Source organism: Solibacillus sp. FSL R7-0682 (assembly GCF_038005985.1).
GTDB lineage: Bacteria > Bacillota > Bacilli > Bacillales_A > Planococcaceae > Solibacillus.
In genome coordinates, this window is record NZ_JBBOUI010000001.1 from 2,821,394 (window position 1) to 2,834,751 (window position 13,358).

Annotated in this window: 14 protein-coding genes; 5 read left to right on the forward strand and 9 right to left on the reverse strand. The window is 36.2% G+C overall.

Features of this window, described 5'->3' with window-relative positions; genetic code table 11:
• Nucleotides 1-8 precede the first annotated feature (8 nt).
• Together MKZ17_RS14360 and MKZ17_RS14365 are read right to left on the reverse strand one after the other, a co-directional pair.
• Nucleotides 9-899, reverse strand: coding sequence for a deoxyribonuclease IV (locus MKZ17_RS14360; RefSeq protein ID WP_340724416.1), 891 nt, complete (start codon nt 897-899; stop codon nt 9-11).
• 69 nt (nt 900-968) lie between these two features.
• Nucleotides 969-2,276 (reverse strand): DEAD/DEAH box helicase, encoded by a 1,308-nt coding sequence (locus MKZ17_RS14365; RefSeq protein WP_340724417.1) that lies wholly within the window; start codon nt 2,274-2,276, stop codon nt 969-971.
• 159 nt (nt 2,277-2,435) lie between these two features.
• Between MKZ17_RS14365 and vrrA the strand changes: the two genes are divergently transcribed.
• Nucleotides 2,436-3,008 carry a VrrA/YqfQ family protein gene (vrrA, locus tag MKZ17_RS14370; RefSeq protein WP_340724418.1) on the forward strand — a complete coding sequence of 191 codons (573 nt, stop codon included), beginning with the start codon at nt 2,436-2,438 and terminating at the stop codon, nt 3,006-3,008.
• A 255-nt stretch (nt 3,009-3,263) separates the two neighbouring features.
• Here the strand turns inward: vrrA and MKZ17_RS14375 are convergent, their stop codons facing one another.
• On the reverse strand, nt 3,264-3,989 hold the full coding sequence (locus MKZ17_RS14375; protein ID WP_340724419.1) for an HAD-IIB family hydrolase: 726 nt from the start codon (nt 3,987-3,989) through the stop codon (nt 3,264-3,266).
• A 126-nt stretch (nt 3,990-4,115) separates the two neighbouring features.
• On the opposite strand from MKZ17_RS14375, the gene MKZ17_RS14380 reads away from it, so the two are divergent.
• A complete protein-coding gene (locus MKZ17_RS14380; RefSeq protein ID WP_340724420.1) occupies nt 4,116-4,310 on the forward strand; it encodes a nucleic acid-binding protein in 195 nt (64 codons plus the stop codon).
• A 64-nt stretch (nt 4,311-4,374) separates the two neighbouring features.
• Here MKZ17_RS14380 and MKZ17_RS14385 read toward each other — a convergent pair whose 3' ends face one another.
• Complete coding sequence (locus MKZ17_RS14385; RefSeq protein ID WP_340724421.1) at nt 4,375-4,650, reverse strand: DUF1450 domain-containing protein; 276 nt, start codon at nt 4,648-4,650, stop codon at nt 4,375-4,377.
• A 215-nt stretch (nt 4,651-4,865) separates the two neighbouring features.
• Here MKZ17_RS14385 and MKZ17_RS14390 point away from each other — a divergent pair, with 215 nt between their 5' ends.
• Entirely contained in the window at nt 4,866-5,837 is a 972-nt protein-coding gene (locus tag MKZ17_RS14390) for a 4-hydroxy-3-methylbut-2-enyl diphosphate reductase (protein WP_340724422.1), read from the forward strand.
• A 58-nt stretch (nt 5,838-5,895) separates the two neighbouring features.
• On the opposite strand, the gene MKZ17_RS14395 is transcribed toward MKZ17_RS14390, so the two are convergent.
• Together MKZ17_RS14395 and MKZ17_RS14400 are read right to left on the reverse strand one after the other, a co-directional pair.
• On the reverse strand, nt 5,896-6,600 hold the full coding sequence (locus MKZ17_RS14395; RefSeq protein WP_340724423.1) for a response regulator: 705 nt from the start codon (nt 6,598-6,600) through the stop codon (nt 5,896-5,898).
• Between the two features lie 78 nt (nt 6,601-6,678).
• Entirely contained in the window at nt 6,679-8,277 is a 1,599-nt protein-coding gene (locus tag MKZ17_RS14400; protein ID WP_340724424.1) for a sensor histidine kinase, read from the reverse strand.
• Nucleotides 8,278-8,378: 101 nt separating this feature from the next.
• Here MKZ17_RS14400 and MKZ17_RS14405 point away from each other — a divergent pair, with 101 nt between their 5' ends.
• Nucleotides 8,379-9,434, forward strand: coding sequence for a DctP family TRAP transporter solute-binding subunit (locus MKZ17_RS14405; protein ID WP_340724425.1), 1,056 nt, complete (start codon nt 8,379-8,381; stop codon nt 9,432-9,434).
• A gap of 255 nt (nt 9,435-9,689) precedes the next feature.
• Nucleotides 9,690-10,943: a C4-dicarboxylate transporter DctA gene (gene dctA / locus MKZ17_RS14410; protein WP_340724426.1), complete on the forward strand. Its 1,254-nt coding sequence runs from the start codon at nt 9,690-9,692 to the stop codon at nt 10,941-10,943.
• Between the two features lie 68 nt (nt 10,944-11,011).
• Here the strand turns inward: dctA and MKZ17_RS14415 are convergent, their stop codons facing one another.
• From MKZ17_RS14415 to MKZ17_RS14425, 3 genes are all read right to left on the reverse strand, one after another.
• Nucleotides 11,012-12,133 (reverse strand): Nif3-like dinuclear metal center hexameric protein, encoded by a 1,122-nt coding sequence (locus MKZ17_RS14415; protein WP_340724427.1) that lies wholly within the window; start codon nt 12,131-12,133, stop codon nt 11,012-11,014.
• Nucleotides 12,130-12,825 carry a tRNA (adenine(22)-N(1))-methyltransferase gene (locus tag MKZ17_RS14420; RefSeq protein WP_340724428.1) on the reverse strand — a complete coding sequence of 232 codons (696 nt, stop codon included), beginning with the start codon at nt 12,823-12,825 and terminating at the stop codon, nt 12,130-12,132. Before MKZ17_RS14420 ends, MKZ17_RS14415 begins: the two co-directional genes overlap by 4 nt.
• Before the next feature lie 141 nt (nt 12,826-12,966).
• On the reverse strand, nt 12,967-13,299 hold the full coding sequence (locus MKZ17_RS14425) for a c-type cytochrome (RefSeq protein ID WP_340724429.1): 333 nt from the start codon (nt 13,297-13,299) through the stop codon (nt 12,967-12,969).
• Nucleotides 13,300-13,358: the final 59 nt, after the last annotated feature.

Below are 13,358 nucleotides of genomic sequence, written 5' to 3' on the forward strand. Positions count from 1 at the left end.
TATTATAATTATTCCCCGCGCATTGCATTAATTAGTTCAGGACGGAATTCACCATCACGTAACATCGCGATTTCATGCGTATAAGGAGCTTTTTTATTTTTTGCATCAATGCCTACAAATGGCGTTTCTAAAATTTTTGGTCGATCCATTAATTGAGGATGATGGACAATGTACTTCATTGCTTCAAAGCCTATATGACCAAATCCTATATTTTCATGACGGTCTTTACCTGCTCCACAAACATTTTTCGAATCATTAATATGCAATACTTTTAAACGGTCTAAACCAATGATTTTATCAAATTCATTTAATACACCATCAAAGTCATTCACTATATCATAGCCTGCGTCATGTGTATGACATGTATCGAAGCAAATGGATAAACGTTCATTATTCGTAACACCATCAATAATACGTGCTAGCTCTTCAAAATTACGGCCAATTTCTGAACCTTTACCAGCCATTGTTTCAAGCGCAATTTGAACCGGATAGTCCTGCGTTAACACTTCATTTAAACCCTCAACAATTCTAGCAATACCCACATCGACTCCTGCACCAACATGAGCTCCTGGGTGTAATACAATTTGAGTTGCCTCAAGGGCAGCTGTTCGCTTAATCTCTTCTTGTAAAAAATTCACACCAAGTTCAAAAGTTTCTGGCTTTGTTGTATTTGCTAAGTTAATAATATACGGTGCGTGGACAATGATATTACTCATACCATTTTCCTGCATATGAAGTAAACCCTTCATTATATTCAGCTCTTCAATCGGTTTACGACGTGTGTTTTGAGGCGCGCCAGTATAAATCATGAATGTGTTTGCACCATAGCTTAACGCCTCTTCACTTGCACCTAATAACATTTTCTTACCGCTCATTGAAACGTGTGAACCTAATAACATACTTAAATTCCCTCCAATAAACAAACAACAGGCTGCGAAGAAAGTATTCTAAGCAGCCGTATTTGTTTCTTATTTATTTGTACGGCGTTTAATACGACGTTCACGTTTTTTAATTTTTTCCATTTCCCATCTCATATTACGTTTGTAGCCTGGTTTGACCTTTTTCGGCTTACGTACCATAGATTTTGCTTTTGCATCGATTTCATCTTGTTGGCGTTCACTTTTACGATTTGCACGTTGGTGACGATCTTTTAACTCCGACCATTCCCCATCTTTAATATCCTTTTGAACGAATGGAATACCCATTTTTTCAACTCGAATTAATGCGTCTTCATTTTCAGGTTGGAATAATGTAATTGCTGTACCTTTAGAGCCTGCACGTGCAGTACGTCCTACGCGGTGGATAAAGAACTCTAAATCATCTGGAATTTCATAGTTAATAACATGTGAAATACCTTGAATATCAATTCCACGTGCTGCTAAGTCTGTAGCAACGATATATTGGAATTCTAAATCACGAATTTGCTTCATCATTTTCTTACGATCACGTGGTGATAAATCCCCATGAATTTGACCGGCACGAATACCTTGCTCGGCTAAGTAACCCGCTACTGCTTCTGCTGTTTTGCGCGTATTACAGAAAATAACCGCTAAAAATGGATTAATCCCTTTAATTACATCCATTAAACGTGTATTACGAGATTTTGAACGAACAGGAACTAATATGAATTCAATGCCTTCTGCTACCGGGCGCTTGTCGTTCATATGGATATGAATAGGCGCATCCATGTATTTCTTTAAGAATGGCTTTAATTTTTCAGGAATTGTTGCTGAGAAAACAAACATCTCAAGCTTTTCTGGCATATGAGATGCAAAACCATCAATATCTTCAATAAAGCCCATGTCAAAGGCTAAATCTGCTTCATCAATAACTAAAATAGGCGCTGTGTGTACTAATAACGCATTTTCTTTTACTAAATCATTAATACGACCTGGTGTACCTACAACAATTTGAGGTTGAGTTTTTAAACGATCAATTGAACGTTGTTTATCTGTACCACCAATAAATAGTTTTGTTGAAATTTCTGTTCCTTCAACCAGTTGATTTAACGCATCAAAAATTTGTTGCGCCAGCTCACGAGTTGGTGACGTAATAACAGCTTGTACTTCTTGTTTTTCTTCTACAATACGTTGCACGATTGGTAGTAAAAAACTGTGCGTTTTCCCTGTACCAGTATGTGCTTGTCCAATTGCACTCTTTCCCTTTAATACGAGTGGAATCATTTCTTTTTGAATCGGTGTCGGCTCTGTAAATCCAAGCTTTGCAACGGCGTCCTGCAAGAATGGCTTAAAATTGTAATCAGTATATTTCGACATTTTTCGTACCTCCTAACATCTGTCCTATTGTACCATGTTTCGTACATTTAAGTGACCATCTGCATATCATAACGATAAATAAGATTGACGTCAAACAGTTGAGAAGAAGTTTTTGAAGAAATGTCTTAATTTATACTGATTTTGAGAAAGGAGCTCGTTATGCGTCCCCCATTTTATGTTCCACCTAGTGTTCCTGGATTTATGATGAATCAAATGCCCATTCCGCCACGATTTCCGATGTACGCGCCACAGTTCATGAGAGCAGCACCACAATTTATGAGGGCAGCACCTTTTGTTTCACAAATGCCGATTCCACCACAAGTACCTATGCAAGTTGCTCAAGCTGCCGGTGCTGCACAAGCAGCGCAAGCAGTTGGTGCTGCGGGTGCTGCAGGTGTTGCGGGTGCCGCTGCGGGTGCACCACGTTTAGAAAGCTTATTAGCAGGAGCCAATTCTTTATTTACAAATGCGCAAAAATATACACCGTACATTCAACAAGCCGCTCCAATGTTTAAAAATTTGCCTGCACTTTGGCGACTTTATAGAGGCTTTAAAGATACACCGGATCCATTAGAATCTTCGACGGCGATTGCACCTGAAGCTACAACTACGCCTTCCAATAAAGAACGCAACAGAAGACCTAATAGATCACGACAGCAGGAAACTCAAACACCTAAGTTAACGCAACGTCCATCAAAACCAATGATTTTCCAGCCTCCATTTAATGAATAATTCCAATAAATAGAGGCTAGGAAAAAACAAAAATACAATTTTTCTCTTCGGAGAAAAATTGTATTTTTTAATACGCGTAAAATTATTTCCCGTTCCAGGTACGCTTTCCGCACGCACAGCTGGAGTCGCCCCTTCACTTCAACCAATTTAAATAAAGTTTATTTTTATTATTTAAATTTTGCAAAATACAAAAGCTTTCTACTTATATCCTAGTCTCTTTTGGTGTTTATATAGTTCAAAATAACAGGAGGAAAATTAATAGGCTTTTGCTAAAAGTTCAATTTTTTCCGCTACATCATAGGTCGTTACACGTTCCGTGGCAAATTCCCCCACTTCATGACTTCCAACACACACACTATAAATTGCTTGTTTAAACATTAGTAGGTCATTGACATCATTACCAAATGCAATATATTCTTTAACCCCTAATCGCTCAAGTCCTTCTACTTTATTTAAATTTAAAGAACATATGTCGAGTATTTTTTCCTCTGCATATTCAAAAACAGTAACCGGTAGTGTTTGTACGTATTTTTTCACTTTTGCTGGCGGATCAAATAACAGCACTTTCGAAAAACCATTTAGTTCGTGAATATTTAGTTTTCTTGCTTTCTTCTCACTATCAATACCGCGATACATCGGATGCTCTACACTTCCTGTATAGGCATAATCCCAATCACTATCTGCTAAATAGGCTAATTGATTAGTTACTACCAATTCCATTATTTGCGATTGAATTGTCGTATGTAGATATTTCACTTCAATATGCCCCTCAGCATATGTAAATGCTCCGTTGCTTCCAATCATACGGCAAGAATGAAATACTTTAGGAATAACCGGAAGCATATCTCGTATAGGACGAGCTGAAGCAAAAATCACTTCATGACCTTGTTGCTGTACAGTATGTAGTGCACGTACTATTTGGTCATCTAACGGTGCTCCTTGAAAACAAATCGTCCCATCTAAATCAAATACAAAAATCATTTCGTCACCTCACAATCCTAGGATAGCTTAAACTAGTAGAATTTTCATTAATTAGAACAGATTTTTGAAACATTCCCCGATTTCAGACGTATTAAACGTAACGTATTTTTAGAAAGTTGGGATAGCATGATTCGAAATTGTCCAGATTGTTCCACTGAAATGGAGATGAATTGCTTTATCGTCAATCCATATGGTATTCAAATTCAAAAAAAACGGAAAGGTTTATTCAAAAATACAAAGAGTGTCCCAAAGGCGGCTGTTTGTACAAGTTGTGGGCATGTTACATTATATGTAGATAATTTTAAAGCGTATAATGATTAAACAAGAAACTATTCAAAATAATAGACATGCCCTTTTCAATACAAAGGCATGTCTTTTTCCTTTTTTATGTCACAGAATTAACTTGTAGTTCTTCTTCCACTGCCTTTACTAACGTCTTTGAATCTTCTGCATGAATAATTTCACCGTTTACAATCGCAAAGAATTGATTTTCACATAACTCACAATTTGATGTACAACCAGTTTCAATTATCTCAACATCTTCACGTTCACTTAAAACATCATAGGCATCTGAAGAACCAAACGATAAATTCGTTATGCAAAATTCAATTTGATTTTTCAATAGTTGCTCATTTTTACGCTTAAAGAATGAAAAAGCCATATAAATCCTCCATCTAGCACCAATTTATTTGTAAACATTATACAAATCTTTTTTAATTGTTATTTACTTTTGCTCTGAAAATATGAAAAATCCCGTTATACCCATGACAATTTTATGTCAGTTCATTAATAGCACGTAAAATAGTGAACGAACTTTGTATAAAGCATCAACGTCCTATATAATAGAGTTACTGAGTTTTGAAAGGAGTTTGCCCAATGAAAGTTATTAAAATTAATCCACGTGGTTATTGCTATGGTGTTGTAGATGCAATGGTCATTGCGCGCAATGCTGCACTTGATAAAACATTACCAAGACCAATCTACATATTAGGTATGATTGTGCATAATAAACATGTTACAGATGCCTTCGAGCATGATGGCATTATTACACTTGATGGTGATAATCGAAAAGAAATTATAGAGCAAGTAAATGAAGGAACAGTTATATTCACAGCACATGGTGTTTCACCTGAAATTCGTGAAATCGCGAAACGTAAAGGACTTGTATCAATTGATGCGACCTGTCCAGACGTAACAGTAACACATGATTTGATCCGTGAAAAAACAGCAGAGGGCTATGATATTATCTATATCGGAAAAAAGGGCCACCCAGAGCCTGAAGGGGCAATCGGTGTCGCACCGGATCGTGTTCATTTAGTGCAATCCATGAAAGATATTGAAACTTTAACCTTTGAAAATGAAAAGATTCTTGTGACGAATCAAACAACAATGAGTCAGTGGGATGTAGCCTTCCTTATGGACAGTTTAAAGGAAAAATTCCCGCATATCGAAGTGCATAAGGAAATTTGCTTAGCAACACAAGTCCGTCAAGAAGCCGTTGCAGATCAAGCGGGTGCAGCTGATTTATTAATCGTTGTAGGTGACCCAAAATCAAACAATTCAAATCGTTTAACACAAGTTTCTGTTGAAATTGCGGGAACGCCTTCCTACCGTATTTCGGATGTTTCAGAGCTAAAGCTTGAATGGCTTCAAGGGATCGAAACGGTAGCAGTTACTGCTGGTGCTTCAACACCAACCCCAATTGTTAAAGAAGTCATCTCATTTTTAGAGAAGTTCGATAAGGAAGATCCTTCTACTCATGTCATTACACGTTCTGTAACATTAGACAAAATACTTCCGAAAATTAAAGAACCAAAACCTGTTGAAAAAATTATGCCTAATCAATAGGTCATTAAAAAAGCAATAGCACACTCACCTCTCAAGGAAAAAGTGCTATTGCTTGTTTCTATTCTTCAATAAAATATTGATTTACTGGTCGACCTACACTGCCATACTGAATATCAACACGAATAAGTCGATTTTTTTCCATAAAATCTAAATAACGTCTTGCCGTCACCCGTGCCACACCAATTCCTGTAGCGACATCATCCGCAGAAGCACCATTTTTCGATTGTTTCAAGTAAAATATTACCTTATCCAATGTTGCACGATTAAACCCTTTTGGAAGCTCCTGTGATAATTGAATCGCTTGCTCTGCTTCTTCTCTTTGCTGTCTTACTTGACCAATCATCTCATCGAGTTCTTCTTGTGTCACGTCATCATTTGATTCTATCTTTTCTTTAAACTGACGATAATGAATTAACGTTTGCTCCATCCGCTCATACGTAAACGGCTTCATTATATAATCAAATACCCCTAAATGTAGTATTTGCTGTATTGTTTGTACGTCATTTGCAGCGGTAACAGAAATACAATCTACATTTATATTTTCATGGCGTATTTGACGTAACGTTTCGATTCCATCCTGCTCTGGCATAAAAATGTCCATTACAATTAAATCTGGTGACGATTCCTTAATTTTCTTAATACCGGCTATGCCATTTGATGCCATATCAATGACTTTAAAGCCTTCTACACGTTCAATAAATTGACGATTTACTTCACGTACCATTGGATCATCTTCTACTAATAATACTCGAATCGTTTTCACGATAGAGCCTCCTCCTTCGTTAGACGTATCTTTTTCAAGAATGTCTTAACGTCTCTGGTATAACTTTCAAAACTAGAATTATAATTCAAACGTTAATATAAAGGTCGTCCCCTTATTTTCCTCACTCGCAATTTCGATTGTTCCATTTCCTTTTTTCACAATTTCGTTAATTAAAAACAGACCGATTCCACGATTTTCATTTTGCTTCGTAGAAAATCCATTCTCGAATATTTTATCTAAGTTGGCTTTAGGAATGCCAATGCCATTATCCGATACCATAATCGCTAGCATCCCATCATTGTCATCAATAGAAATAGATACTTCCTTTTGTTCACGCTCTACTCCTATTAACGCATCAAACGCATTTTCAATTAAATTCCCGAACAATAATACAAAATCATGGTGATCTAGCTGTTCAGGGAATTGCGTAAGTTTACTCTCCTCATCAATCGTAACCTTAATATCAAGCTCATTTCCACGACTAATTTTACTTAATAATAAACCCGAAATGTTTTCATTATAAATTCGTTCATTTAAAAATTTCGTCACATGATCATGTTGAATTTTTACTTGTGATAAATAATCGAGTGCTTGCTGATTATGTCCTAATTGTAATAGACCAGCTATAGTATGCAATTTATTTTTATATTCATGGGTTTGAATGCGAAGAGCTTGTACGAATGCTTTTACACCCGTTAATTCCTCTGCAAGCTGCTTAAATTCCGTTAAATCTTTAAAAACAGCAACCGCGCCAGCTGTTTTACCATTGACGAATATTGGGATCCGATTACTTAAAATACTGTGATTATTCACATAAATTTCCTGATTATAAACAGCTCGTCCACTTTCCACAATTTCCGGTAAACGTGTGTCAGGTATCACATCATAGATATTTTTTCCGATGTAAATTTTCGGATTTCCCCCAACACCTAAAATGCGACTCGCTTTTTTATTAAATATTGTAATCACCATATTTTTATCAACAGCGATGATCCCCTCATGCATCGCATTAAATGTTTCAGTACGCTCTACATAAATCTTTGCAATCTCCTGTGGCTCTAACCCAAACATTTGACGTTTTATATGTCGCCCTAACGTATGTGCGCCCCAAATACTAAATAATATTGATAATAACACTGTCACAACAATTTCATTAAAATTTTCCATAAATAAATCCCAAAATGTTGGAAGCGCAAAGCCCACAACAACGACACCAATTTGTGCACGAGCATCATTTAATATTGGGACAAACGCACGAACCATCGTTCCTTGCTCCCCAACTGCTTTTGAAATATAATAATTTTCACTAAATGCCGCATGTAAGTCTGTTGATTCACTTCGTTTTCCAATTTGCTTTGGCGAAGGATGGGATAACTTAATACGATCCATATTCATAACGACAATATACTCTGCCTTATTAATAATCTTAATATCATTTAAGATTTTATTAATATTATTTTTTGCTAGTGTAAGATCCTCTAGTTCTAAGTAATTATGAATATCAGGTAAATCGGAAATAGTACGGGCAATCAACATTGCACGATGACCTAAATCCTTCTCCTGCTCCTGTGCTAAATTACTTAACAGCAAAATACCAGCCACTAAAAAAGAAAAGGCAATGATGAAAAATGTAAGCAGCACAATTTTTCCGTTCATTGTTAATTGTTTTATTTTCATTTTGTGCCCCCTTTTTTGCTATATAATATAACAGACAAATTGAATTGAAAGTCAATTTCGACAACTTTTTAAAAAAATTCACGACAAAAGAGGAGATATTATTGCGTTTTTACATCATTACAGCCATTATCACAATCGTTTTATTAATTGCGACTATATCATTTCGATTAGATGTATGGAATACAACACCACTGCCATATGATGATGAACAAGTCGGTTTAGATGATCAAATTATAATTAATTTTAGTCATGTCGTTGCTGAAAATACACCAAAAGGAATTGCTGCAAGTAAATTTGCTGAGCTTGTTAAAGAAAAATCTAATGGTAAAATCATTGTCCAAATTTATCCCAATGGCATTTTATATAATGATGAAAACGAATTAGCAGCCTTAAAAAACGGTGAAATTCAAATGATTGCACCGACGATTTCTAAAATGACCGAGGCACTACCTTCATGGCAAGTTTTAGACTTACCCTTTATTTTTGAAAATGAAGAACAAATTTTCGAAATATTACACGGCAATTTAAGTAAAGAATTATTAAATGAGCTAAATAAAATCGATGTGCATGGTCTTACTTTTTGGAATAACGGCTTTAAACAAATGGCCACAAAAAATTCACCAATAATAGAAGTAGAACACTTTAATGGATTAACCATTCGGACAATGAAAAGTAATATCTTAAAAGAACAATTTACGTTATTGAAGGCAAAGCCTATCGTAACGACCTTCAATGACTTATATAAAGCAATCCAACGGAATGAAATTTTGGCGCAAGAAAATACATTATCGAATCTTTACTCAAAAGGGTATTATTCCATGCAGCCACTTATTACGTTGTCCAATCATGGACTACTTGCTTACGGTATACTAATGAATCAAGACTTTTGGAAAGCTTTACAACCTGAAGAACAACAAATTATTAATGAATCGCTTAACGAAATGAAACGTTGGCAACACGAGCAAGCAAATGAATTAAATCAAACAAACTTTGAACAATTAAAAGCTACTGATCAAATTCAATTTTATACGCTAACGGATGAACAACGTATGCAATGGATCGAAGCACTTCAACCTATTTATGAATCTTATGAAAAATTAAGTCACAAAAAATATTTAACACAATTACGGCAGGAAATTCAGGAAATGAAACAATAACCAAAATGAACAATATTAAACTACTTATGCAAATAAGTAGTTTTTTTATTTTGTTATAGTACAAAAATACTTTCTCACAAGACAGTATTATAACAATTAAAACATTGTTATATCAAGGTTTATCGGATACTATCATCATTTTGAACAAAATGAACGATAAGTTTTTTATTATCAAAATAAATATTTTGAATAATCATACGTTATGATTGCAAATGTAAACGTTATCAAAAAAAGAGAGAGTAAAGGGGAAGGAAAATGAAACTACTTAAGAATTTAACAATCCAAGTAATTATTGCGATTATTTTAGGTATCGCAGTTGGTTACATTTGGCCAGAATTCGGTGCAAGCTTAAAAATCCTTGCAGACTTATTCATTAAATTAATTAAAATGTTAATTGCGCCAATTATCTTCTTAACCGTTGTAATTGGTATCGGTGGTATGGGAGATATGAAAAAGGTTGGTAAGATTGGTGGTAAAGCATTAATTTACTTCGAGATCGTATCAACAATCGCTCTAGCAATCGGTATTATCGTTGCAGTTGTTATTAACGCAGGTGCTGGTATCGATACTTCTAAAGCTGCTGATACAGATATTTCAAAATATACTTCTGCAGCAGAAGCATCAGGTGAAGGTGGATTAGGTGGATTCATCTATAGCATTATTCCAGAAAACTTTGTTGGTGCAATTGCTTCAGGCGCATTACTTCCAACACTATTCTCAGCAGTATTATTCGGTATCGCTGCTGCGTCACTAGGTGAAAAATCACGTCCAGTTATTACGTTCTTTGAACAAGTATCCGAAATCTTCTTCAAAATCGTAGGTATGGTAATGAAAATCTCACCAATTGGTGCATTCGGTGCGATGGCATATACAATTGGTAACTTCGGATTAGGCTCGTTAAAATCGCTCGGACTGTTAATGGCTGCCGTATACATTACAATGTTCTTATTCGTTGTCTTCGTATTAGGTTCTATTGCAAAATACTACGGATTTAACATTTTCCGCTTCATCGCTTACATTAAAGAGGAGATTTTCATCGTAATCGGTACATCTTCTTCTGAATCCGCTTTACCAGCGATGATGCGTAAATTAGAAAACCTAGGCTGTGGTAAGCAAGTAGTAGGACTAGTTGTTCCGACAGGTTACTCGTTTAACTTAGACGGTACTTCAATCTACTTATCAATGGCTGCTTTATTCATTGCGCAAGCATACGGTGTAGATTTATCTTGGTTAGAAGTTGCAACACTTCTTGGTGTATTAATGATTACTTCAAAAGGAGCTGCAGGTGTAACTGGGTCTGGTTTCATCACACTTGCTGCAACACTTGCTGCGTTCCCAATGGTTCCACTTGAAGGGATCGCCCTACTTATCGGAGTTGACCGCTTCATGTCAGAGGCACGTGCTGTAACAAACCTAATTGGTAATGGGGTAGCGTGTGTTGTTGTAGCGAAATCAGAAAAAGACTTTGATGAAGATATGGCAGCAAAGGCTATTCCAGTAAAGGCATAAAGTAATTCTTCTAAAGATAATTTAAAAAACGTTCATGTGTCAAAAGAACACATGAACGTTTTTGCCTTTTAAATAAATGTAAAGGGCTCTGTATGAATACTTGATTGAATAAATTCAACTGCAAATTTTTTGTTTTCACAAAGAGTAGCCATTTTCTCAGCCACCCCTTTAATCATTACCTTTTCTACATGATGACCAGGGTCAACAATACTTAATCCTTGTACTTCAGCATCTTGAGCCATATGGAAACCGATATCTCCTGTTACAAACACATCTGCACCAGCAAATTTTGCCGTACGTATATATTTGTTGCCATCTCCACCGACAACTGCCACTTTTTGTACTAGCCCCTCTACTGGACCTACAACACGCACACATGGAACATCCAATTGAGTTTTAACAAATTCTGCAAAATCACGTAATGTCATTGGTTGAGTTAATTTACCAATTCGACCTAAGCCCTGTTCATTTGTTAAAATATCCATCTGGAATAAATCATAAGCCGGTTCCTCATAGCTGTGTGCATTCAACATTGCTTTCAATACTTTATTTTTTATCGTTTGTGGAAAAACAACTTCAATTTTACGTTCTTGTTCTATATGAATTTCACCAACCTGACCTACTGTAGGATTGGCTCCTTCTACTGCACGGAAGCGCCCCTCTCCTTCAAGAGTATAACTACAAGCTTCATAATTACCAATCTCTCCCGCTCCAGCATTCGCAAGCGCCTCACGCATCTTATTTGCATCATCGACTGGAACAAAAACCGCAAGCTTCATCATTTTTTCTTCGTACGTCTGCTCTAATATTTGACATTGTTCAAGCATTAAAGCATCCGCTAATAAATCATTTACGCCACCTGGCGCTACATCTAAATTCGTATGCGCTGCATAAACTGCAATATCGTTTTTTAAGCACTTCTCATACAATGCCCCTTGCGGATTGTCCGTTCGAAGATTCGACAGTTTCAAAAAAATGGGTGGGTGATGCGCAATAATTAGCTCACAGCCTTTTTCAATCGCCTCATCTACAACGGCATGTGTCACATCTAATGTTACTAAAACTTTAGAGATTGGTTTATTCAAAGTCCCTATAGCTAAGCCAATTGGATCATTCGGCATACAAGCAAATTTTTTTGGTGACCACGATTCAAATAGCTGAATAATTTCATTACCATTTACTTTTTTCATGCAATCGCCACCTGTACTAGTTTAATTAAATGGTCTAATTCCTTAAGTTTTACGTCATTTTCTACTGTTCGTTCTGCTTTCGTAATTGCTTGTTTTACACGTTGCCAATTAGCAATTTCACGTGTCCATTTATTTATAAATATCGATGACTTTGACACCATTAATTTAGGACCCATTAATATTTCGGCTTCCGTCAATTCCATTGAACCACGTTGTAAAACAAGAATTTCATAAATCTTTCCGTCTTCTTCCAAGATTACTTCATCTTGAATTGCCCAGTCGTTGTTAAGTGCCCATTCACGAATAGCCTTTGCATGTATATTAGGCTGTAAAATAAGACGCGTTACTGAATTTAATGCTTGTGGATGCTTCTCTAAAATGGAAACAATTAATGGGCCACCCATCCCTGCAATCGTTACAGCTGTAATATGATCTGATTCCTCAACAGCTGCTAAGCCATCTGCCATACGCACTGTAATTTTATCAGTTAAGCCTTCTGTACGAACTTGGCGAACCGCAGATTCATATGGACCCTTTACTACTTCCCCAGCCACAGCTTTTGAAACAATGCCCTTATGGACTAAGTAGCATGGTAAATAAGCATGGTCACTACCTATATCTGCCACCACTGCACCCGTAGGTACAAATGATGCTACCATCTCTAATCGTTTTGAAAGTTTTTGAGCGTTCATATTAAAAGTTCCTCTTTTCTCTATCACAAATTACTTTTATTATATATAAAAACAAGGGAAACGTCTCGTTGTGAATGCATTCATAATATTGAAAAAAGTGTAGATTCGGAAAATTCCAAATCTACACTCACATCACCATCATTATAAGCCTGAAATATATTCAGCTACAGCCTGTGCTTCCGCTTCATTTTTTAGAATGGCAGGCATGCCTCCGCTTTCAGTACCATTTAAAGCAACTTCTTTAATATGCTCTGCATCCAAACCAACGATGCTAGGACCTGCTGCACCAGTTAAATCGCCACCGTGACATGAGATACAGTTCTTTTGAGCAATCTCTTCACCGTTTAATTCAGCTGTTTCACCTTCGCCTTCCGCACTGTTTTTATTAGCTGCACCCTCAAATGACATGAAGAAAATTAGTCCAATACCGAATGCCATAATAAGTACGTAAGGAATAAGTGGATTGTTTTTCATTGTGTTCCCCTCCCTCATAAAGAAATCTATTTCTAGCTAGGCATAAACCTAGTAAACAA

Bases quoted from the DNA above. Each gene is read 5' to 3' on its own strand.
- MKZ17_RS14360 (WP_340724416.1), bottom strand. From the start codon at position 899: ATGTTATTAGGTTCACACGTTTCAATGAGCGGTAAGAAAATGTTATTA.
- MKZ17_RS14365 (WP_340724417.1), bottom strand. From the start codon at position 2,276: ATGTCGAAATATACTGATTACAATTTTAAGCCATTCTTGCAGGACGCC.
- vrrA (WP_340724418.1), top strand. From the start codon at position 2,436: ATGCGTCCCCCATTTTATGTTCCACCTAGTGTTCCTGGATTTATGATG.
- MKZ17_RS14375 (WP_340724419.1), bottom strand. From the start codon at position 3,989: ATGATTTTTGTATTTGATTTAGATGGGACGATTTGTTTTCAAGGAGCA.
- MKZ17_RS14380 (WP_340724420.1), top strand. From the start codon at position 4,116: ATGATTCGAAATTGTCCAGATTGTTCCACTGAAATGGAGATGAATTGC.
- MKZ17_RS14385 (WP_340724421.1), bottom strand. From the start codon at position 4,650: ATGGCTTTTTCATTCTTTAAGCGTAAAAATGAGCAACTATTGAAAAAT.
- MKZ17_RS14390 (WP_340724422.1), top strand. From the start codon at position 4,866: ATGAAAGTTATTAAAATTAATCCACGTGGTTATTGCTATGGTGTTGTA.
- MKZ17_RS14400 (WP_340724424.1), bottom strand. From the start codon at position 8,277: ATGAAAATAAAACAATTAACAATGAACGGAAAAATTGTGCTGCTTACA.
- dctA (WP_340724426.1), top strand. From the start codon at position 9,690: ATGAAACTACTTAAGAATTTAACAATCCAAGTAATTATTGCGATTATT.
- MKZ17_RS14415 (WP_340724427.1), bottom strand. From the start codon at position 12,133: ATGAAAAAAGTAAATGGTAATGAAATTATTCAGCTATTTGAATCGTGG.
- MKZ17_RS14420 (WP_340724428.1), bottom strand. From the start codon at position 12,825: ATGAACGCTCAAAAACTTTCAAAACGATTAGAGATGGTAGCATCATTT.
- MKZ17_RS14425 (WP_340724429.1), bottom strand. From the start codon at position 13,299: ATGAAAAACAATCCACTTATTCCTTACGTACTTATTATGGCATTCGGT.